Source organism: Enterococcus sp. AZ128, assembly GCF_051714485.1.
Lineage (GTDB): Bacteria > Bacillota > Bacilli > Lactobacillales > Enterococcaceae > Enterococcus_A.
The window spans coordinates 974,159-996,820 of sequence record NZ_JBIORZ010000001.1 but is presented as its reverse complement, the minus strand read 5'-3'; the positions used below and the strand labels follow the sequence as shown (position 1 = coordinate 996,820).

Below are 22,662 nucleotides of genomic sequence, written 5' to 3'. Positions count from 1 at the left end.
GGATTCGACTTTGGAGATCAAATCAATAGTTAGTTCCTGTACCGACTGGAAAAATCTGGTCGGTATTTTTATACAAAGAAACAGCCGACCTTTTTTAAGATCGGCTGTTTTACATTAATCTAACCCAATTTCTTCTCGAACAACTGCTGCAATTTTTTCAACATAATAGTCAACTTTTTCATTCGTTGGTGCTTCAGCCATCACACGCAGCAGTGGTTCAGTCCCTGAAGGTCGAACCAAGATACGTCCTTGACCATTCATTTCTGCTTCTGCCTCATCAATAGCTTGTTTAATGGCAGGTACATCCATCGCACCATATTTATCGCTAACACGAATATTAACTAATTTTTGTGGATAAATCGTTACCTCACCAGCCAGTTCAGAAAGCTTCTTGCCTGTCTGCTTCATAATATTCAATAATTGAACACCCGTTAACATCCCATCACCTGTTGTATTGTAGTCTAAGAACAATACATGACCTGATTGTTCACCACCAAGGTTGTAATCATTTTTACGCATTTCTTCCACAACATAGCGGTCACCAACTTGCGTAATCACATCTTCCAAACCAATATCTTCAATCGCTTTATGAAATCCTAAGTTACTCATCACAGTAGTTACTACCGTATCTTTTTTCAAACGTTTGCGTTCAGCCAAATATTTTGCACAAATGAACATAATGCGATCACCGTCAACAATATTTCCTAACTCATCAACTGCGATAACGCGGTCGCCATCACCATCAAAGGCTAAACCGGCATCAGCGCCTTTTTCAACAACCATTTTTGCTAATTCTTCCGGATGAGTAGAGCCAACACCTGCATTAATATTTAGACCATTCGGTGACGTTCCCATTGTGTAAAAATCTGTTTCTAAATCTGCAAATAGACGATTTACACTGGTAGACGTTGCCCCATTAGCTGCATCAACACAAACAGTAAGACCTGATAGATCCCCCGAGATCGTTTGTACAAGAAATTGTGAATATTTCAGTAGACCTTCATGGAATTCATCTAACGTTCCCAGTCCTTCTGCTGAAGGACGAGGAAGCGTGTCCTCTTCAGCATCAATCAAAGCTTCAATTTCAGCCTCTTGTTCATCAACTAATTTGAATCCATCTCCACCAAAAAACTTGATGCCATTATCTTCTGCAGGATTATGAGATGCAGAAATCATTACCCCAGCAGAAGCTTTTTGCAATCTTGTTAAATAAGCGACACCAGGCGTTGAAATAACGCCAAGTTGAAACACTTCAATTCCTACAGATAGCAAACCAGAAATTAAAGCTGTTTCTAATAATTCTCCTGAGATACGGGTATCACGTCCGACTAGTACGCGCGGGCGTTCCTCGCTTTCATGATGTTGACTTAAGACATAACCGCCGCAACGGCCTAATTTAAATGCTAGTTCAGGCGTTAGCTCCTTATTCGCGATTCCCCGTACTCCATCTGTTCCAAAATATTTACCCATTAAATTATATTTCCCTTCTTCATCTAGTTAGCTGATTGATTTGTCGATTTCTCTTCACTGCTTGTTGAATGCGTAGCACTTGTTTCAGAAGAATTCAAGGCTCTACTTGAGTTATCTGCAACTTCAGTTGTCGACGAACTAGAATGGTTTGTACTACTAGTTTCTGATTCTTGAGACTTCTTAAATATCGGTGTTACTTGTGCACTCACCGTTTTAGGATTCACTTGATAATCCCCAGATACTGGTACATCAATGAACTTTTTGACAGTCCCTTGAATTTGACTCACATCGACTGGAATGCCGATACTGTCTATTTGATCAATTACTGACTGAACACCGGTAATTGTTGCCTTAGTACGATTCAAATCGATTTTGACACTTTCCACTGTTGAAGGTAGTTCCCCTTCTTGGATGGGGTAAAGTGACACTTCCTTACTTGGTGTTTGAATTTCAAAGTTAACAGTTACATTCTGTGGATCTGATTGAATCGGTAGCGCCTCACCACTAGCATTCAACGCTTGAACAGGCGCTTGAATACTATCCTGATCTGCGGTTAATTTGCTACTATCTATCGAAGCAACAACGCGATCAATTTCTTTCATTGTATTTTCGCCAGTAGTGATTTCTACTTTTTCGGGCTGTGTAGAAATCTCACCAACTTTCAATCCGTTACTGCTTGTTGTACTACTTAAAATCGGTGAAACATCAAATTTCTTTTTCACTTTTTTCTCGATTGTTACCGAAATTTGCTCTGGTTCGATCGTAGCAAAAAGCGAACTAGATAAATTCTTAGTTTTTAAACGAACCTCATGTGTTCCAGAGGTTAAATTCGTTAAATCTGCTACAACGCTAAAATCACGTGTATCCGGATCAATTTCCTTATTTAATTGAATTCGATTTGCTCCACTTAATTTAACAGAGACATTCGATGAAAAACCATGAACAAAATATTGATCCGAATCATAAAGAACATTGATTGGAACATTTTGAATAGACTCCTCATAACTAGTTTCAGAAGAAATCAGGCGACTAAAATTTTGACTATTAACATTAAAAAATAGGATCAAACTAAATACTAAAGAAATCAGCATGTAAGGCATATTGCTCTTTTTAAATTTGATTCTCATTTTTGGCCTCCTTTTGTCAAACCTTCCAAAAAGGTTTGCAGAAGACTCTTTTTGCCAATATTCTTTTCATCTGGCAACAATTCTCTACGCATTACGGCCAAATACTCTTCTTGAGATAAATCATGTAAAAAGTCATTATTCAGCGTAATACTGACACCACCTGTTTCCTCAGAGACAATAAAAGTCACGGCGTCACTGACTTCACTAATACCGACAGCCGCCCTATGACGTGTTCCAAATTCCTTTGGAATCAGCATACTGTCTGAAAGCGGCAGATACGCTGAGGCTACTGCAATTTTTCCGTTCTTAACGATAACTGCTCCATCATGCAATGGTGTATTTGGTATAAAAATGTTGATCAATAACTCTCCAGTGATATCCGCGTCCAGATCAATTCCGGTTTCAATATATTCCTCTAGTCCTGTGAAACGCTGAATTGTCACTAATGCCCCGATTTTCCTTTTTGACATGTATTGAATCGCTTTGTCAAAGGCTAGGATCATTCGTTCATCATCCCGTTCTTCTTTCTTCGTTGTTTTAAAGAATGAACTGCGACCTAAATGCTCTAGTCCGCGACGAACCTCTGGTTGAAAGATAACGATTGCAGCAATTACACCATAAGTGATGATTTGGTTCATCAACCATGATAAAGTGTGCAAGCCAATCAGTTCAGCCACAATTCGAATCCCAATAAAAATTGCTACTCCTTTAATTAATTGGACCGCTTTTGTTCCGCGAACGAGTTCAAACAAACGATAAATCAAAAACCAGACAACAAATATATCTAAAAGGTTGACGATGATATCCCAAGTTGAAAGATTCTCAGAAAAAAAGCTAAGCCAATATTCCGGTTTGAATAATTCAATTAGACGATTAGGCATAGATAACCTCTCTTTCTATCCAAAATTCTTTACAATTATACCACAGTGGTACAGGTCTAGCATAAAAATTAAGAAGGAAAAGGAGCCTTAAAAAAACTAAGACTCCATACGTTTAATAGTCATTTGATTTCTCATAAAAAAATTTTTGCTATGGAAATTTTCTATAACTACTATTTTATGTTAAAGCTAACAAAAATGCCTTATTCAAAGCTATTTACTCCGTTTTTCGACGCGCGCTGCTCTGCGCGTAGCGCGTCGTGCTTCCGCTTCTGGATCGGATTTACGCTCTTTTTTCACTGCTATTTCAGTTGCCATTTCTTCTGTATTTGCCTTTTTCCCTTCCAATTTCGCACGAATCTTTTCTTCCTGTCCCGCTATACGCGCGTAATTATAAAAACGTGCTTGCGCATCAGTTACTGTTTTTTGGTATAGGCGCTGCGCATCATCTGGTTGGATATTTTCTAATGCCGAGAAACGTGTTTGTTGTTTCATGAAACTAATCATATCATCAAAATTTGGTTTCTTATAATCCAATGTCATCGGATTTTTACCTCTGTCACGTTGAACTGGATTGTAACGATATAATGACCAATAGCCAGAGTTAACCGCATCTTTGGCTTCTTGCAACGTTTTGCTCATTCCTCCGCGCAGTCCATGGTTGATACATGGGGTATAAGCGATCACTAATGATGGCCCTGGGAATTTCTCCGCTTCATCCAATGCTTTAATTGTTTGCATTTGATTTGCCCCTGATGCAATTTGCGCTACATAAACATTACCATAAGTCATCGCCATCATTCCTAAATCTTTCTTAGATTGATACTTGCCACCTGCGGAAAATTTTGCAATAGCTGAAGCTGGAGTAGCTTTAGATGTTTGTCCACCTGTATTTGAATACACTTCATTATCCATAACTAAGATATTCACATCCGCACCGCTTGCTAAGATATGATCGATTCCCCCAAAACCAATGTCATATGCCCAGCCATCTCCACCAAACATCCATTGGCTAATTTTGACGAATAGATCACGATCATCATAGATTTCCGCTAACCTTGGGTCATTTAGCCCTTCTGCTTCAAGAGCTGCAATTAATTTAGTTGCTCTTTGCTGCGTTCCGTCTGACTCAAACATATGATCCATCCAGTCTTCCATCAACGCACGCAAGTCATCAGAAACACTATCTAAAACATCATTCACTTTATCAGCTAGTTCTTTACGACGTGTTTGATTAGCTAGAAACATGCCATAACCGTACTCTGCATTGTCCTCAAATAACGAGTTTGACCAGGCAGGACCTTGTCCATTTTCGTTCGTTGTATACGGGCTAACAGGTGCTGCTGCACCCCAAATCGAAGAACATCCAGTCGCATTAGCAATCATCATACGATCACCAAACATTTGAGTCATTAGTTTCACGTAGGGTGTTTCTCCGCAACCGGCGCATGCTCCTGAGAACTCTAGCAAAGGCTGGTTGAATTGCGAACCTAGAACAGAATTTGTTTTTACTGGATTCGCTTTTTGTTTTAAAGTCATAGAAAACGCCCAGTTGATAGCCTGTTCTTTTTCTTCCTCATACGGTTTCATCACTAGTGCTTTTTCTTTAGCTGGGCAGGCTTCCACACACAATCCGCAACCAGTACAATCCTCAGCTGAAACTTGAATACGATATTTCAAGCCATCAGCTCCGCGCATTTCACGAACGATATATCCTTCTGGCGCCTCCTCCATCTCTTCCTCATCTGCTAAGAATGGGCGGATTGCTGCATGAGGACAAACGAATGAACATTCATTACACATAGTACATTTGTCACTAATCCAATGAGGAACTTCCAATGCTACACCGCGTTTTTCGAACTTCGTCGTACCTGTAGGGATTGTTCCATCAGTCATTCCATTTGCTACAAGATCGTTAACAGTCAGATCATTACCACGTTGCGAATTTATCGGCTCCACGATTTGCTCCACATATTGAGATACGGGAGACTTCTGAACTTTCACGGGTACGTCAATATTTTTCCAATTTTCAGGAATCTGTACTTGATGTAATAATTCGACCGTCTGATCAATCGCCGCGATATTCTTTTCGACAATTTCCAATGATTTACGACGATAACTTTTATCTGCTTCCATTTTTAGAATACTCAGCACATCATTAAACGGGATAATACCAGTTAAACTGAAAAATGCAGTTTGCATAACCGTATTGATGCGGGAACCAAGCCCAACCTTCATCGCCAGTTTTGCAGCATTAATAGTATAAAATTTGATGTTATTTTCGGCGATATAACGTTTCATTTTCGCAGGTAACAGCTTATCCATTTGGGTGTCATTCCACATAGTATTCATTAGGAATATCCCCCCTGGTTTTAAGCCTTTCAATAAATCATAAGTATGGATATAAGCTGGTGTGTGGCATGCAATAAAATCAGCACTCTCAACAAGATAAGTGGATCGAATTGGCGTGTCACCAAAACGCAGATGTGAAACTGTTAGTCCACCAGATTTTTTGGAATCATAACTAAAGTAACCTTGCGCGTACTTATCCGTGTGGTCGCCAATGATTTTGATAGCAGATTTATTCGCTCCAACTGTTCCATCAGACCCAAATCCCCAGAATTTCGCTTGGAAAGTATTCGGATTAGTTAGGTCAATAATTTCTTTTGTTTCCAACGACATATTGGTTACATCATCTACAATACCAATTGTAAACCGTTTCTTGGACTCCTGTTTATCTTTTATCAGTTCATCAAAAACAGCGATAATCTGATCAGGAGTCACGTCTTTTGATCCTAAACCAAAACGTCCACCGATTATTTTAGGTCGAACTTCAGCTTCATACAGTACCCCTTGAACATCCAGTAAAAGCGGTTCACCATCTGCACCAGGCTCCTTTGAACGATCTAATACAGCAATCGATTTAATTGTATCAGGAAGTTTCTCTAGAAAATTACTGGTTGGAAACGGACGATATAAGTGAATATTTAGAAAACCAACTTTTCGCCCGTTTGCATTTAAATAATCGACTGTTTGTTCAATTGTTTGTGCGACAGACCCCATCGCTACAATAACTTCTTCCGCATCATCTACTCCATAATAGGTGACTAAGTCATAATTGGTGCCACGAAGTTTGTTAATCTCGAACATATATTTCTGCACAATACCGGGTAACTCATCGTAATAACGATTAATCGTTTCCCGTTGTTGAAAATGAACATCAGGATTTTGGTTAGTTCCACTGATTGTTGGGTGATTCGGATTCATACTTCGTTTGCGAAAGGCTTTTAACTTCTCATGATCGATTAATGGAGCTAATTCTTCATAGTCCAATACTTCTACTTTTTGAATTTCGTGACTCGTACGGAAACCGTCGAAAAAGTTCATAAAAGGAAGACTACCTTCTATAGCTGCTAAATGAGCTACTGCAGACAAGTCCATTACTTCTTGAACACTACTTTCTTGCAACATCGCAAAACCAGTTTGTCGAGCAGCCATCACATCTCCATGATCACCAAAAATATTTAATGCATTTGTTGTAACTGCACGACTAGCAACATGAAAGACGCCAGGTAATAATTCACCTGCAATTTTATACATGTTTGGGATCATTAATAATAATCCTTGCGACGCGGTATATGTGGTAGTCAGAGCTCCCGTTTTCAATGCACCGTGAACTACACCAGCGGCTCCTGCCTCTGATTGCATCTCCGTGATCGTTACAGGTTGCCCGAATATATTTTTCTTTCCCTGTGAAGCCCATTGGTCTACGAGCTCGGCCATAGTAGAGCTAGGAGTAATTGGGTAAATTGCGGCTAACTCAGTGAATGCGTACGAAATATAAGCTGCTGCTGTATTTCCATCCATTGTTTTTTTCTTACGCATGTTTCTCCTCCTTATAATAAGAGCCTTCATCTTTTCGTTTTCAGAAAAGTATTTCAGGTTCTAGCGCTTGATAGTATTCAATTTATCCATGATAAAATGTGTCTTCAACCTGAACCATAATGAAATCGAAATAGCAAGCTTGTATTCTTTATAACAACGGCTTCATTATAAACTAACCACTCTTAATTTCAAACAAGTGTTTTGGTCTTTTTAACTTATTTATATGAAAAGAGTTTGTTTTCTTAGAAAACTTTTGTACACTAGCAATAGAAAGGACGTGTTCTCTCATGGATATTTCTATTATAAAGGGAAATCTAGTTAATGATTTTAATGGTATCAAAATTGGTTCTGATGCGGCGCCAAAACGTTTGATTGAGTTTATCAACCTTCGTTGTCCCTACTGTAAACAATGGTTTGAAGAGTCTTATGATACTTTAAATCAAGCAGTCGCTGAAGGGAAAATCCAACGCATTATCAAATTATTAGATAAAGATAAGATTAGTTTGCAACGCGGCAATGTAATGCATGAGTATATTGATGCAGATCCACAAAAGGCCTTGATTCAAATCCAACAAGCTTTTGAAACGCAAGAGACTTGGCAGAACTTTGAACTTGAGGCAGTTGCTGAGTATGCAGAAAATTCGTTACACTTTACTCAACAAGCAAATCAAAGCCTACAGGGAGAGATTCGTAACGAGGCAGAACAAGCTAATATCAAGTTTGTGCCGACAATTGTATTAGATGAGCATATTTTTGATGAATCAATTGATGAAATTACATTAAGAGCTTATATCAATGAATAAATAAAAAAACAGTTAAATTAAACCGACCTCCAAAAGCTAGACAAATAAGCTAGCTTCTGGAAGTCGGTTCAGTTTTAAACAGTTTTTTTTCGTAGATTATCTGCAAAATCATTGATTTTTCGAATTCGATGATTGATACCCGACTTAGAAATCGCGCCAGAAGGAATCATCTCACCTAGTTCTTTTAAGCTGATTTCAGGATTTTGAATCCTCAATTCTGCAATCTCTTGCAATTTTTCCGGTAAAGACTGCAAGCCAACAGTTGCCTCTATGAAATGAATATTATCAATTTGCTTCGAAGCAGCATCAATCGTTTTATTCATATTAGCTGTCTCGCAGTTAACCAAACGATTAACAGAATTACGCATGTCTCGTACGATTCGCACATCTTCAAATTTCAACATAGAGTTCGTTGCACCAATCAGTGTCAAAAAGTCAGCAATTTTCTCTGCACCTTTTAAATAGGTAATGTAACCGTTACGTCTTTCCAATGTTCGCGCATTAAGATTAAATTGATTCAATAAATCACAAATATCTTGATTATGTTCCTCATAAATTGAAGATATCTCTAAATGATATCGACTCGTTTCAGGATTATTGACCGAGCCGGAAGCTAAAAATGCTCCGCGTAGATATGCTCGTTTTTTTGCATCTGATTTTTTAATTTCGTTAGAGATATGTGATTGGAACATCATTCCATCCATAATATCTAAATCAAGCAATATCTTTTGTGTTTCTTGTTTCAGCCGAACAATATAAACGTTGTTTTTCTTTAATTTCATTTTCCGACGTACCAACAACTCGCTGCGCACACCATAATGTTCCTTCAATAAAGTAAAAATCCGACGAGCAATCGCCGCATTTTCCGTTTGAACATTTAAAACAAATTGATGATTACTCAAGCTAAGTGAGCCGTTCATACGTATCAAAGCGGCTAACTCAGCTTGCGCGAGATTCTTTTGCACTGCCAGACCCGTTAGTTCTTTTTTTACTTCTGCTGCAAAAGACATGACGAGCCCTCCTTTTTCGTAATAAAGAATTGTCTTTTCAAGAGAAAGTTACTTTTATCTTAGATAACTAAATTTTCGCTCCAAAAACAATTCTGAATAATTCGTCTACAACTTTATCGCCATCATGGAAGACCCCACCATCACGCAGTTTCAAAAAATCAGTAGAAACAACTCGGCAGCCCTCATCTCTTAAACCATTGAAATCATGTGTTACTTGTACTAAATATTCATCATAGATTTCAGGATCCATATAACCTTCAGGAACCTTTTCTGTATTGACCAAAACGGTATCAATAAAGTTACTTCCAAGATGTTTGTGCAGAACGCGAATATGATCTGCATCGCTGAAATGTTCTGTTTCACCTTTTTGAGTCATGATGTTACAGATATAAACCACTTCCGCATTAGTCGTACGAACTGCTTCACCTAATTCCTCAATCACCAGATTAGGTAGAATACTTGTAAACAAAGAACCTGGTCCTAAAACAACCATGTCCGCTTCATGGATAGCAGTAACAACTTTTCGAGCCGCATGCACTGCTTTATCTCCATTTTTTTCTGTAACATAAACTTTTTCAATTGTCTTACGATCGATAGCGATTTTAGATTCTCCTACTGCACTTGTCCCATCGTCAAAATCTGCATGTAAAACTAATGGTGTTTCTGAAGATGGATAAATATGTCCATCAACATGCAGCATCATTGATAACAATTGTATTGCTTCATAGGTGCTATTACGCATTTCTGATAGAGCAGCGATCAAAAGATTCCCAATAGTGTGATTCGCTAAAAACTTATCGTCCTCATGAAAACGATATTGAAATAGATCTTCATAGAGCTTTGGCATATCAGACAACGAGGCTAACACATTTCGTAAATCTCCCGGCGGAGCCATATCTACAGAGTCGCGTAATTCTCCGCTGCTGCCGCCATCATCGGCTACAGTAACAACCGCAGTAATATCTGCACTTTGATTACGCAAGCTTTTTAGAATGACTGGCAGTCCAGTGCCGCCACCGATTACAACAATTTTCGGTTTGCGGATACGGTATGTCTTCATTTTCATGAACGATTCACCGTCTCTTTCCGTTTATCTTTGTCACGATGTGTAATATTCACTTTATAATCTGCGTCTTTAATAGCTTTGCCTACCCGTTCTGTCAAAGCAACTGAACGATGTTGACCACCCGTACAACCGATAGCAATCGTCAGTGAACTTTTCCCCTCCTTAATATAACCTGGCAAAATGTCCATAATTAACCGCACAAAGTTCGCATAAAAGCTTTCTGTTTCAGGAAATGACATCACATAATCATAAACAGGCTTATCTAATCCAGTTTGCGGGCGCAACTCCGGAATATAGTGAGGGTTAGGTAAAAATCGAACATCCATTACGACGTCTGCATCAATTGGCAAGCCATACTTAAATCCAAAGGAAACAACTTCAACGTGAAAACCTAAATCATCTTTTTGTTTAAATGATTGATTAATTTTTTCCCTTAATTGCCGGGGCGTTAAATCTGTTGTATCAATCATCAACGTTGCTCGATTCTTTAAATCTTCTAAAATTGCACGTTCTTTTCGTATGCCTTCCGTAATCATACCATCCATCGCAAGCGGATGCGCACGACGTGTTTCTTTATACCGTGAAACAAGTTCCCCATCAGAACAGTCTAAAAAAAGAATGCTTGTATCAATGAAACCTGTATTTTCAATCTCTATTAACATTTTTTGAATATCTTCGAAGAATGAGCGAGATCGTAAGTCAACGACTAATGCGATTCTAGTTACCTTTCCAGACTCACGAATCAGTTCCCAAAATTTTGGGATTAGTCCTGGAGGCATATTATCCACACAAAAATAGCCCATATCTTCAAAACTTTGAATAGCAACGGTTTTTCCAGCACCGCTCATACCAGTAATGACAACTAAATGCAAACTTTCAGTCATTTGTGTCACTCCTTTCTCAATTTAAGGAAATTATCTTTAATAAATAATGTTTAGTTTCAAGCTGTGTACTACTCTACTATTTAAATACTCACCGTACAAAACAGAAATAGCTAACTCTAAATAGCCCTAAGTAGTAACCTTTTATTAGTATTGACTATAAGATAATTTTTTATTAAATAAAAAGATACCAAAGAAGCTGAGTTTTAGCCTCCTTCGCTATCTCTAAAAATTATAACACTCCAGGCGTGTCTTTGCTACTTATTTGTAATTCTTTACCTTTTCCTAATAGACCATACGCAAACTTAGATAGATATCTGCAAAAAAAAAGACCCTCCTACTTGGAAGATCTATTTTTCACTGCTAATTCAATTGTTCGATCAACTAAAATTGATTGTGCATCAATTACTGGATAAACTACATCTTCCGTCAATTCTTGGACTAAAGATAGTTCTGTACAACCTAGAATAGCGTTTTGACAACCATATTTTTCAAAGACATCTGAAAGAATCTCCAAGTATAATTCACTATTGATAAAATCATTTTCTTTCACGTCATGATAAATCAAATGATTGATTTTATCTTGTAAATCTGACTTAGGAATAAGAACCTCAAATCCTTTTGTCTCCAGCTCGCTTTGATATACTTTGGCAGAAATTGTTCCAGCAGTAGCTAAAATAGCAATCTTTTCCCCTGGCTGATGATATTTTGTCACTTCATTAACTGCTTCGCGCGGCATGTGTAACAGCGGAATTTCTGTTGCTCCTTGCAGCTGCTCAAAAAAATAGTGGGCAGTATTACAAGTCAACACAATAAAGTCTGGTTTCAGTAAATTTTGTTTTTCAATATCATCTAATAAAAATGGTAACGGATTGGCTGCCTCGTGATCTAATATATATGCTGTTCGATCAGGAACGGTCGCATGATTGAACATCACATAATTCAAATATTCTTGATCATTATGAGCTTTCGTTCGTTGATTCAAGATTCGGATAAAGCTTTCTGTCGCCATTGTTCCCATGCCACCAAGGATACTAAAGAAATTCTCCATACTTATCCTTCTTTCTCTTTAAAGAATAAATCAAAACGACCTTTATACTTGCTGAACATGTATTTCATTAGAACCCAACGCATTAAAGACATATCTTCCTTGTAAAAGACTGTCGTTCCCCAATGATTGTTTTTGATCATTTCTAATGCTCTTTCTTTTTCTGCATTGTTTCGAGCAAATTTTTCGAAAACGCCCTTTGGTACACCCATCCATAACATAGAAGTTGCTGATTCAGCTTTTCCATAGATCGTTTCATGGAATGGTTTCTCAAAAACACGATCTTCCGTCACGTATTGAGCTAGGTTAAATCCATTCAAAGTAACGAAGAAACTGCTGCGCCCTTGACGTAAATTGATTTCAAATAATTTATATTCACCATCACGCGGGTCATACTTCATATCAAAATTTGCAAATCCTGTATAATCAATTTTTTCTAAAAAAGCTTTGATTGTTTGATAAATTTTTTCATTGTACTCAGGCATAATAGCTACATAGTTTCCAATTGCTTCAGGAGATGGGTCTTCTAGCAGTGGATGACCTAAACACATCATACGAACTTGATGATTCTGATCAACATAGGCGTTCAAAACGCGCATGTTGCTGTCGTCGCCTGGAATAAAGTCTTGCGCAATCATTTCACTAGTATAACCAGCTTGGTAGATACGTTCGACGATTATATCAAACTCATCTCGTGTATCCAAAATAAAGGCCTTTTTACGCCCCTCAAAATCAACAGATAACCACTCTACACTATTCGCAGGTTTTAATGCTACTGGAAAATCAAATGGCAAATCTTGTTTCAATTTACCAGCTTCCAATATGTCCTTCGTAATAATAAACGTATTTGGGTATGGCAAATCATATTTTTCGCAAATTTCATAGAAACTAACTTTGCTGATTAAATTTTGCAATAAATCAAAATCGATGTACGGACAGATAAACCATTCTGAAAGTTCCTCTTTATGTTGTGAGACTAATTCGGCATATCCGTCTCCACAAGCAATTAACAGATATTTTGTATTAGGGTCGTTGTAGGTATTTTTTCCTAATTCGCGCATCTGTTCGATAAATACTGGATCTTTGTCAAATCCAGGAACAACGTGAACATTAACAATCTTACTGTATTTCGTTGGTGCCAACTGCAATCCAGCATAAGCCTCCGAAACAATTCCATAGGCTTCGTGAAAAGAACGTGACATACCATAGACATTAATATCGCTCCCTAATAAAATAGGGACAAATTTTTGTTTTTCATTCATATTATTCTACACCTTCTCATTCTAAATCCTTGATAATCATACCATAAAGAAAAATGCAAGCAAAGGACAATCCTTCACTTGCAATAAGCTTTATCGGTTATTTATTTTTTAGGACACGTTTCAAATAATGTCCGGTATAACTCTCGGTTACTTCGGCAATTTCTTCTGGTGTACCTGTAGCTAAAATGGTTCCGCCGCCGTCTCCGCCTTCTGGTCCGAGATCAATAACGTAGTCAGCCGATTTGATTACGTCTAAGTTATGCTCAATAACCAAAACGGTATTTCCAGCGTCAACAAATCGCTCAAGAACTTTCAATAAACGAGCAATATCGTCTGTATGCAACCCCGTAGTCGGTTCGTCTAAGATATAGAAATTCTTACCATTAGAATTCTTATGCAATTCACTAGCAAGTTTCATCCGTTGTGCTTCGCCGCCAGAAAGCGTTGTTGCAGGTTGTCCCATTGTGACATACCCCAAGCCAACATCCACGATTGTTTGAAGTTTTCGATGAATTTTAGGAATATGTTTGAAAAACTCAACAGCATCTTCTACTGTCATCTCTAAAATATCAGCAATATTCTTTCCTTTATAGTGAACTTCCAATGTTTCAGAATTGTATCGTTTACCGTGACAGACTTCACACGGCACATAAACATCCGGTAAGAAGTGCATCTCTATCTTAATAATTCCATCTCCACGGCAGGCTTCACAACGTCCGCCTTTTACGTTAAAACTAAAACGCCCTTTTTTATATCCGCGAATTTTCGCCTCATTCGTTTGTGCAAATAAATCACGTATATCGTCAAAAACACTTGTATAAGTAGCAGGATTACTTCGTGGCGTCCGGCCAATAGGACTCTGATCAATATCGACTAATTTTTCAATATTATTGTAACCTGTAATCTTTTTAAACTTACCAGGTTTGTTTGAATTTCGATTCAATTTTTGGGCTAACGCCTTTTTTAGGATTTGATTTACTAAAGTTGATTTTCCTGATCCAGAAACACCTGTTACAGCGACAAATTTTCCTAATGGAAACTCAGCATCAATACTTTTTAGATTATTTTCAGCAGCACCTGTAACCTTGATTTTCTTCCCATTCCCCTTACGACGTTCTTTCGGTACTGCGATTTCTCGTTTTCCCGATAGATACTGCCCAGTCAAAGATTTCGGATTCTTTTCGACCTGCTTCGGCGTTCCTGCAGCAACAATCTCACCACCTTGGTCTCCAGCTCCGGGGCCAACATCAATTAGATAGTCTGCTGCACGCATCGTATCTTCATCATGCTCTACTACGATCAGTGTATTTCCTAAATCGCGCATTCTTTTCAATGATTCAATCAGACGATCATTATCACGCTGATGCAATCCAATCGAAGGTTCGTCTAAAATATAAAGAACTCCAGACAAATTTGATCCAATCTGAGTCGCTAATCGAATGCGCTGTGCCTCACCTCCAGATAAGGTCCCAGAAGCTCGGCTTAAAGTCAAATAGTCCAAACCGACATTTCGTAAAAAGCTCAAACGATCCTTGATTTCTTTCAGAATCGGTTTAGCAATAATTTTTTCTTGTTCACTTAACGCGACCGTCTCAAAAAAATCTAGCGCGCTATTAATTGAATCTTCACTAACTTGTCCGATATTTATATCATTGATTTGAACTGACAACGCTTGAGGATTCAAACGGTACCCATGACACGTTTGACAGGTCAATTCTGTCATATACAAACGCATTTGATCGCGAGTGAAATCACTGTTAGTTTCTGCATAACGACGATTGATATTATTGACAATCCCTTCGAAAGGAACTTCAACGTCACGAACACCGCCAAAATCATTTTCATAATGGAAATGAAAATTTTCACCCTTCGAACCATTTAGAATAATGTCTTGATGTTCTTCGGGTAGCTCTTCAAAAGGTGTATCCATATCAATTCCGAAACTCAGACAGGCTTGTTCCAGCATTTGAGGATAATATTGGGAACTGATTGGATTCCAAGGAATTAATGCCCCTTCTCGCAATGTCTTACCTTGATCTGGAATCACTAAGTCCATATCAACTTCCAATTTCACACCTAATCCATCACAATCCGGGCAAGCACCAAATGGCGCATTAAATGAAAATAATCGAGGTTCAAGTTCTCCAACTGTGAAACCACAATAAGGACATGCATAATGCTCACTAAACAACATTTCTTTTTCACCGATCACATCAACAATCGCATATCCTTCCGCTAACCGTAAAGCGGCCTCAAAAGAATCAAATAAACGCGAACGGATTCCCTCTTTAACAACGATGCGATCAACAATAATTTCAATGTCATGTTTTTTGTTTTTCGTTAATTCAGGTGCTTCTGTTACATCGTACAATTCTCCATCAACGCGCATGCGGACATAACCTTCACGTTGAATCATTTCAAAGATTTTTTTGTGTTGCCCTTTTTTCTTAGCAATCACTGGTGCTAGAATTTGAATTTTTGTTCGTTCGGGTAATTCTAAAACTTTATCAACCATTTGTTCAACGGACTGTGAAGTGATCTCAATATGATCGTTTGGACAGATTGGATGGCCCACTCGTGCATACAACAACCGCAAATAATCATTGATTTCCGTCACTGTCCCCACTGTTGATCGAGGATTTTTACTCGTCGTTTTTTGATCGATCGAAATCGCTGGACTTAACCCATCGATGCTATCGACATCGGGTTTATCCATTTGACCTAAGAATTGCCGTGCATATGCAGACAGACTTTCCACATAACGACGCTGCCCCTCCGCATACAAAGTATCGAAGGCCAGCGAACTCTTACCAGAACCGGATAACCCAGTAACAACCACCATTTTGTCACGGGGAATCGTAACATCTACGTTTTTCAAATTATGAGCTCGCGCTCCATGAATTACTATCTTGTCATTCGCCATTTATGTCTCCTATTTCTTTTTACTGTTAATCAATTACCTAAAAATCACAACACTAATTAATTCGAACTAAATTACTCTGCTGCTTTTAGTTCTAAGATAGTATCGCGTAATGTCGCAGCGGTTTCGAAATCCAATGTTTTCGCAGCTTCACGCATCTCGTCTTCCATCTTAGCAATAAGCTCTTTCTTCTCTTCTTTAGAAAGCTCTTCATAAGAAGTAGTTTCATAAGCTCCAGTATCTTCAGCCACTTTACTGATTGAGATCAGATCACGGATTTCTTTAATAATCGTGGTAGGTACAAGACCGTGTTCTTCATTATATTGCTGTTGAATACCGCGTCTCCGAGCAGTCTCGTCCATTGCTCGCTGCATAGAATCCGTCACTTTATCAGCATACATGATAACTTTACCTTCAGAGTTTCGTGCAGCTCGACCGATTGTTTGGACGAGTGAGCGCTCACTCCGCAAGAAACCTTCTTTATCGGCATCTAAGATCGCAACTAGCGAAACTTCTGGGACATCGATTCCTTCTCGCAGCAAATTGATTCCGACCAGAACATCAAACTTACCCAAGCGCAAATCTCGGATGATCTCTGTTCGTTCTAGTGTTTTGATATCACTATGCAAGTACTTAACTTTAATCCCTAACTCTTTGAAGTAATCAGTCAAGTCTTCCGACATTTTCTTCGTTAAGGTCGTGACAAACACACGCTCATTTCGTTCAGAACGCTCATTAATCTCACCGACCAAATCATCTATTTGTCCCATAATAGGTCGAACATCAACGATTGGATCCAGCAAACCTGTTGGCCGAATAATTTGTTCGATTACTCTATTTGTTTTCTCGTGCTCATAAGGTCCAGGTGTTGCTGAAGCATAGATGATCTGATTGACACGTTCTTCAAATTCTTCCAATTTCAATGGGCGATTATCTAAAGCCGACGGTAAACGGAAACCATAATCAACAAGCATCTGCTTACGAGCACGGTCACCATTGTACATACCGCGAACCTGCGGCATCGTTACGTGAGATTCATCAATCACCATCAAAAAATCATCCGGAAAGAAATCAATCAGCGTATAAGGCGGTTCCCCTTCTTTACGACCATCCATATGGCGCGAATAGTTTTCAATCCCTGATGTATACCCCATCTCGCGCAACATCTCAATATCATAGTTGGTTCGTTGTTCCAAACGCTGCGCTTCTAACAATTTATTATCATTACGAAGAATTTCAAGCCGCTCCTCGAGTTCTTTCTGGATATTGCTGATAGCAACTTCCATATGGTCCTCGTTGGTTAAGAAGTGAGTAGCTGGAAAGATTGCTACATGTTCTGTTTCGCCTGTAATTTCTCCGGTTAAAGCATCAACCTCACGAATCCGCTCAATTTCATCACCAAAAAACTCGACACGCAAAGCGCGTTCATCTCGTGACGCGGGGAAAATTTCCACTACATCACCACGAACACGAAAACGTCCACGTTGAAAATCAATATCGTTTCTTTCAAATTGAATGTCAATCAGATTACGTAATAACTGGTTACGATCCATTTCCATCCCTACTCGTAAGGATAGTACTTGTTCCATGTATTCCTTCGGTGAACCCAATCCGAAGATACATGAGACAGAAGCGACAACAATAACATCGTTTCTTTCAAGCAACGAACTAGTTGCTGAATGTCGCAGTTTGTCAATCTCATCATTAATACTCGAATCCTTTTCGATATACGTATCACTAGAAGGCACATAAGCTTCAGGTTGATAGTAATCATAGTAGCTAACAAAATACTCCACCGCATTGTTAGGAAAGAATTCTTTAAACTCACCATATAATTGCCCCGCTAACGTTTTATTATGGGCAATTATCAAGGTTGGCTTATTGACTTCTTTGATGACATTGGAAATTGTATAAGTTTTCCCTGTACCGGTAGCTCCTAAAAGTATTTGCGCTTTTTTTCCATCGACGATTCCTTCGGCAAGCTGTTGAATGGCCTCAGGCTGATCACCAGCAGGCTGATATTTTGAATGAAGGTCGAACTCATTGTCCGTTACTCTTTCAATCACACAAAAATCCCCCTTTTATAATTGAATATACAAAGATTTTCCATTCCAAAATTATAGCATACCGAACATATTTTCGCCATTTTTTATTCTTAGCATCAAAACTTCTTAAAAACATCTATGTTAGGTTTCGTTACATACCATGTTACAAAAATTTTGCTTTTTTTCGATTGAACAATGAAGCTACTTGTATTTTATCCTTAGGCTAACATATAATAAACAAATGATAAGTAATTAGGAGGATTAGTATGAGAAAAAACAAATTATTCCCACTCGTTGTTTTCTTAATGGCAAGTCTCTTCACACTTGGCTTTGCGAGCAAGACTCACGCCGCGGAAAAAACATATAAGATAGGAACGGATCTGACTTTCGCTCCATTTGAATTTCAAAATTCAGACGGTGAGTATGTCGGAATTGATGTGGATTTGCTTAATCAGATCGCGAAGGATCAGGACTTTAAAATTGATTTACGTCCTTTAGGATTTGACAGCTCCATTCAAGGTGTTCAATCAGATCAGCTAGACGGGATGATTGCTGGGATGAGCATTACGGACGAACGTAAAAAGACGTTTGATTTTTCTGAACCCTATTTTGACAGTGGAATTCAAATGGCAGTAAAAAACGATAACAAGAATATCAAAGACTACAAAGACCTAAAAGGTAAAACAGTCGCCGCAAAAATCGGTACTGAAAGTGCTACTTTCTTAGATAAGAACAAAGATAAGTACGGTTATGAAATCAAACAATACGAAGCCGCTGACGCTATGTATAACGCATTAACCAACGGGAATGTTGAAGCAATTTTTGACGACTATCCCGTTTTAGGTTACGCCGTTACAAACGGTCAACCCTTCAAGCTAGTCGGTGATCCAGAAAAAGGCAGTTCTTATGGCTTCGCAGTTAAAAAGGGCGAAAATAAAGAATTATTGAAGAAATTCAATCAAGGTCTTAAAGCTTTAAAGAAAAACGGCACTTACGAGAAAATCGTTAGTGAATATATTTCTACTGGTTCTGGAGACAGCTCTGTCTCAGAGGAAATGAAAAAAATTGAACCTAAAAAGGATGTTTACGTCGTAGCTAGTGATTCAGCCTTTGCGCCTTTTGAATATAAAGACAGCGATGGCAAATATAAAGGAATCGACGTTGATCTATTACAGCGAGCGGCTGAATTACAAGGCTTTAAACTGGATATGAAATACATCGGTTTTTCTTCTGCGATGCAGGCATTGGAATCTGGTCAAGCAGACGGCATGATCGCAGGAATGACAATTACAGATGAACGAAGAGCAAATTATGATTTTTCTGATCCTTACTTCCAAAGTGGAATTCAATTGGCGGTTGCCAAAGACAATAAAGATATCAAAGCATACAAAGATTTAAAAGGAAAAACAGTTGGGGCAAAAGTTGGTACTGAAAGCGCCGATTTCCTTGAGTCGCATAAAAAGGAATATGGCTATACGATCAAAAGTTTTGACGCAGCCGATCAATTATACGATGCATTGAAAGTCGGCTCAATCGACGCTATGATGGATGACTATCCTGTTATCGGTTATGCCGTAAATCAAGGACAAGATTTGAAAACACCGATCAAACGTGAAGTTGGTGGAGAATATGGTTTTGCTGTAAAAAAAGGACAAAACGCTGAACTTCGTGAGATGTTTACTGAAGGCTTAAAAGAAATGAAACGTACTGGTGAGTACGACAAAATCATCAATAAGTACATTAGCTCAGGCAAAGAAGAAAAGAAAGATGCTGTTGATGAATCAACGATCACTGGTTTATTGAAAAATAACTATAAATCATTATTAGACGGCTTATGGAAAACGATTGTGTTAGCGTTAGTGTCGTTTGCTTTAGCATTAGTCTTAGGAGTAATTTTCGGATTGTTCCGTGTTTCTCCAGTTCGTGGGTTACGTACCCTTGCTGGTGTCTATATTGATATTATTCGTGGGATTCCAATGATGGTGCTGGCCTTCTTCATTTTCTTCGGTCTACCAGGTATTACGGGAATCAAGATACCTGATTTTGCAGCAGGTATCATCACGCTGACTTTGAATGCTAGTGCTTATATTGCTGAAATCGTACGCGGCGGTATCAATGCTGTTCCAGTTGGTCAAATGGAAGCCTCGCGAAGCTTAGGTTTATCATATAACCGTACGATGCAGAAAATTATTTTGCCACAAGCTGTGAAGATCATGATTCCTTCTTTCATCAACCAATTCGTTATCAGTTTGAAAGATACAACAATCATATCAGCAATCGGTGTAGTAGAATTACTGCAAACAGGTAAAATCATTGTGGCACGAACCACACAAAGTTCTTATGTCTACTTGATCATCGCGATCATGTACTTAATCTTGATCACGATCTTGACTAAGTTAGCGAACCGTTTAGATAAGAAGGTGAAATAGATGGAAAATAAGATGGATAAAAAAATTGTCGTAAATCATTTGGTAAAAAAATTTGGTGACAACACTGTTTTGAATGACTTGAATATTACGATCAGTGAAGGTGAAGTTGTTTGTATCATCGGCCCTTCTGGTTCAGGAAAAAGTACTTTTTTACGCTGTATGAACCATCTGGAAGAACCAACTTCTGGGGAAATCATTATTGATGGACAAGATTTGACAGATAAACACACGGACATCAACTTAGTGAGGCAACATATCGGTATGGTATTTCAACATTTCAATTTGTTCCCTCACCTTACCGTTTTAGAAAACATTACCTTGGCTCCTCTTGATCTGAAAGGTGAATCAAAAGAAGCGGCTAACAAGCGCGGCGTTGAATTGCTGACACAGGTAGGGTTGGCTGAGAAGAAAAATGATTATCCTGATAGCCTTTCCGGCGGTCAAAAACAACGTGTGGCGATTGCTCGTGCGTTAGCAATGAATCCTGATGTCATGTTATTCGATGAACCAACTTCTGCTCTCGATCCTGAAATGGTCGGAGATGTTCTTAAAGTTATGAAGGACTTAGCGCTACAAGGAATGACCATGGTGATCGTTACTCACGAAATGGGCTTCGCCAAAGAAGTGGCAGACCGTGTAATTTTTACCGATGGCGGAAAAATTTTGGAAGACGGTACACCAGAACAAGTCTTTAATAACCCGCACAATCCAAGAACGCAAGACTTCTTAAATAAAGTATTGAATATCTAACACGAAACCCGTGAAATCATTTTAGATTTCACGGGTTTTTCTGAATGTTAATAGTGTTCTGTAAACTTCCTCTTTTGTTGCGGGGGAGTGACTTCGAATGATGCCATCCTCCGGTGAAAAAGCGAGATTTACGACTTGCTGTAGTTCATCTGCTGATGGAAAAATGGACAGATCTTCATAGGTGATCGGCAGCTCCAATTTTGTATACAAGATTCGATATTGCGCAAGCTCGTCTTCTCGTCCTTCAATTCGCAATTGTTGTAAGGTCGTTAAAGCAATCATTTGCCCATGGCTCCCTTTGATCTCTCCGCCCCATACGCTGACCATCGCATTATGCAGAGCATGAGCAATGCTCAGTCCTCCAGATTCAAAACCAATTCCGCTCAATAAAGTATTGGCCTCTACGACAGCTTCAAAAGCTGGTGTAATTTCCTGTGCTTTGTTAGCCTCCACTGCTGCTTCCGCAAATTCTAATAGAACTTCCCGACATTTTTCTGCAATTGCTTCTGCGGCTATCGTTGGCACAGCCCCTAACGTGTTTACACCAGAATTTTCACGAACAGTTCTTGCTTCAATCGAGGTCGACAACCCATCAGCGATTCCAGCAATTAATAATTGAACCGGACTTTTGATCAAGATCTCCGTATCTACTAGTACGAGGTCGGGACTTTGAGGATAATAGTTATATTTTTCAAAATATCCGTCCTTATATTGTACAGAAATCCGTGAGGTCGGCGCATCTGTTGTGGCCGATGTTGGAATAACGATACATCGGCTATTTGTCTCAAAAGCCAGCCCTTTGCCTAAATCAATCGCTCGGCCACCTCCTAAAGCAATTACATAATCAAAATTTCCAACACTTCTTTTCTCTTCAACTAGCCACACATCAACTTTTCCACCCTGATCAATCAAATCTTTTTGCAACCGCTCACCAATCATCTGAAAAATGAAACTATCAGTTACTAACAATCCTTTTTGACCGAAAGCTAGGATATCGTTTAAATGATTTCGTAAAACATCTTTTCCCTGACAATATGTCATTGGACTGACAAAAATTTTTTCCATATTTGCTCCTTCTAACCATTTTA

General features: G+C 38.7%; 15 protein-coding genes. 3 read left to right on the top strand and 12 right to left on the bottom strand.

What is annotated here, in order from left to right:
- Positions 1–114: 114 nt before the first annotated feature.
- The 4 genes from glmM to nifJ form a co-directional block, all read right to left on the bottom strand.
- Positions 115–1,470 (bottom strand): phosphoglucosamine mutase, encoded by a 1,356-nt coding sequence (gene glmM, locus IGI38_RS04920; protein ID WP_438727373.1) that lies wholly within the window; start codon positions 1,468–1,470, stop codon positions 115–117.
- A 23-nt stretch (positions 1,471–1,493) separates the two neighbouring features.
- Positions 1,494–2,597, bottom strand: a complete 1,104-nt coding sequence (locus IGI38_RS04915) for a CdaR family protein (RefSeq protein ID WP_438727371.1) — start codon at positions 2,595–2,597, stop codon at positions 1,494–1,496.
- Positions 2,594–3,478: a diadenylate cyclase CdaA gene (gene cdaA / locus IGI38_RS04910; RefSeq protein ID WP_438727369.1), complete on the bottom strand. Its 885-nt coding sequence runs from the start codon at positions 3,476–3,478 to the stop codon at positions 2,594–2,596. The genes IGI38_RS04915 and cdaA overlap by 4 nt, the downstream gene beginning before the upstream one ends.
- 210 nt (positions 3,479–3,688) lie before the next feature.
- A complete protein-coding gene (gene nifJ / locus IGI38_RS04905; protein ID WP_438727367.1) occupies positions 3,689–7,360 on the bottom strand; it encodes a pyruvate:ferredoxin (flavodoxin) oxidoreductase in 3,672 nt (1,223 codons plus the stop codon).
- A gap of 287 nt (positions 7,361–7,647) precedes the next feature.
- On the opposite strand from nifJ, the gene IGI38_RS04900 reads away from it, so the two are divergent.
- The gene (locus IGI38_RS04900) at positions 7,648–8,163 is read left to right on the top strand and encodes a thioredoxin domain-containing protein (protein ID WP_438727365.1); all 516 of its coding nucleotides are present in this window, start codon (positions 7,648–7,650) and stop codon (positions 8,161–8,163) included.
- Positions 8,164–8,237: 74 nt separating this feature from the next.
- Here IGI38_RS04900 and whiA read toward each other — a convergent pair whose 3' ends face one another.
- The 7 genes from whiA to uvrB form a co-directional block, all read right to left on the bottom strand.
- The gene (whiA, locus tag IGI38_RS04895; protein WP_438727363.1) at positions 8,238–9,173 is read right to left on the bottom strand and encodes a DNA-binding protein WhiA; all 936 of its coding nucleotides are present in this window, start codon (positions 9,171–9,173) and stop codon (positions 8,238–8,240) included.
- Between the two features lie 67 nt (positions 9,174–9,240).
- The gene (locus IGI38_RS04890) at positions 9,241–10,239 is read right to left on the bottom strand and encodes a gluconeogenesis factor YvcK family protein (protein WP_438727361.1); all 999 of its coding nucleotides are present in this window, start codon (positions 10,237–10,239) and stop codon (positions 9,241–9,243) included.
- Positions 10,236–11,123, bottom strand: coding sequence for an RNase adapter RapZ (gene rapZ, locus IGI38_RS04885; RefSeq protein ID WP_438727358.1), 888 nt, complete (start codon positions 11,121–11,123; stop codon positions 10,236–10,238). The genes IGI38_RS04890 and rapZ overlap by 4 nt, the downstream gene beginning before the upstream one ends.
- Before the next feature lie 334 nt (positions 11,124–11,457).
- Entirely contained in the window at positions 11,458–12,171 is a 714-nt protein-coding gene (locus IGI38_RS04880; RefSeq protein ID WP_438727355.1) for an amino acid racemase, read from the bottom strand.
- A 2-nt stretch (positions 12,172–12,173) separates the two neighbouring features.
- Positions 12,174–13,430 (bottom strand): carboxylate--amine ligase, encoded by a 1,257-nt coding sequence (locus IGI38_RS04875; protein WP_438727353.1) that lies wholly within the window; start codon positions 13,428–13,430, stop codon positions 12,174–12,176.
- A gap of 97 nt (positions 13,431–13,527) precedes the next feature.
- A complete protein-coding gene (gene uvrA / locus IGI38_RS04870; protein ID WP_438727350.1) occupies positions 13,528–16,353 on the bottom strand; it encodes an excinuclease ABC subunit UvrA in 2,826 nt (941 codons plus the stop codon).
- Positions 16,354–16,424: 71 nt separating this feature from the next.
- Complete coding sequence (uvrB, locus tag IGI38_RS04865; protein WP_438727347.1) at positions 16,425–18,416, bottom strand: excinuclease ABC subunit UvrB; 1,992 nt, start codon at positions 18,414–18,416, stop codon at positions 16,425–16,427.
- A gap of 245 nt (positions 18,417–18,661) precedes the next feature.
- On the opposite strand from uvrB, the gene IGI38_RS04860 reads away from it, so the two are divergent.
- Positions 18,662–20,824 (top strand): amino acid ABC transporter substrate-binding protein/permease, encoded by a 2,163-nt coding sequence (locus IGI38_RS04860; protein ID WP_438727345.1) that lies wholly within the window; start codon positions 18,662–18,664, stop codon positions 20,822–20,824.
- Between the two features lie 12 nt (positions 20,825–20,836).
- A complete protein-coding gene (locus IGI38_RS04855; RefSeq protein ID WP_438730307.1) occupies positions 20,837–21,574 on the top strand; it encodes an amino acid ABC transporter ATP-binding protein in 738 nt (245 codons plus the stop codon).
- Positions 21,575–21,595: 21 nt separating this feature from the next.
- On the opposite strand, the gene IGI38_RS04850 is transcribed toward IGI38_RS04855, so the two are convergent.
- A complete protein-coding gene (locus IGI38_RS04850; protein ID WP_438727342.1) occupies positions 21,596–22,639 on the bottom strand; it encodes a glycerol dehydrogenase in 1,044 nt (347 codons plus the stop codon).
- Positions 22,640–22,662 lie beyond the last annotated feature (23 nt).

Coding starts and splice junctions, on each gene's coding strand:
- IGI38_RS04915 (WP_438727371.1), bottom strand. CDS start 2,597: ATGAGAATCAAATTTAAAAAGAGCAATATGCCTTACATGCTGATTTCT.
- IGI38_RS04880 (WP_438727355.1), bottom strand. CDS start 12,171: ATGGAGAATTTCTTTAGTATCCTTGGTGGCATGGGAACAATGGCGACA.
- IGI38_RS04875 (WP_438727353.1), bottom strand. CDS start 13,430: ATGAATGAAAAACAAAAATTTGTCCCTATTTTATTAGGGAGCGATATT.
- IGI38_RS04855 (WP_438730307.1), top strand. CDS start 20,837: ATGGATAAAAAAATTGTCGTAAATCATTTGGTAAAAAAATTTGGTGAC.
- IGI38_RS04850 (WP_438727342.1), bottom strand. CDS start 22,639: ATGGAAAAAATTTTTGTCAGTCCAATGACATATTGTCAGGGAAAAGAT.
- nifJ (WP_438727367.1), bottom strand. CDS start 7,360: ATGCGTAAGAAAAAAACAATGGATGGAAATACAGCAGCAGCTTATATT.
- IGI38_RS04900 (WP_438727365.1), top strand. CDS start 7,648: ATGGATATTTCTATTATAAAGGGAAATCTAGTTAATGATTTTAATGGT.
- IGI38_RS04860 (WP_438727345.1), top strand. CDS start 18,662: ATGAGAAAAAACAAATTATTCCCACTCGTTGTTTTCTTAATGGCAAGT.
- uvrA (WP_438727350.1), bottom strand. CDS start 16,353: ATGGCGAATGACAAGATAGTAATTCATGGAGCGCGAGCTCATAATTTG.
- rapZ (WP_438727358.1), bottom strand. CDS start 11,123: ATGACTGAAAGTTTGCATTTAGTTGTCATTACTGGTATGAGCGGTGCT.
- cdaA (WP_438727369.1), bottom strand. CDS start 3,478: ATGCCTAATCGTCTAATTGAATTATTCAAACCGGAATATTGGCTTAGC.
- IGI38_RS04890 (WP_438727361.1), bottom strand. CDS start 10,239: ATGAAAATGAAGACATACCGTATCCGCAAACCGAAAATTGTTGTAATC.
- glmM (WP_438727373.1), bottom strand. CDS start 1,470: ATGGGTAAATATTTTGGAACAGATGGAGTACGGGGAATCGCGAATAAG.
- whiA (WP_438727363.1), bottom strand. CDS start 9,173: ATGTCTTTTGCAGCAGAAGTAAAAAAAGAACTAACGGGTCTGGCAGTG.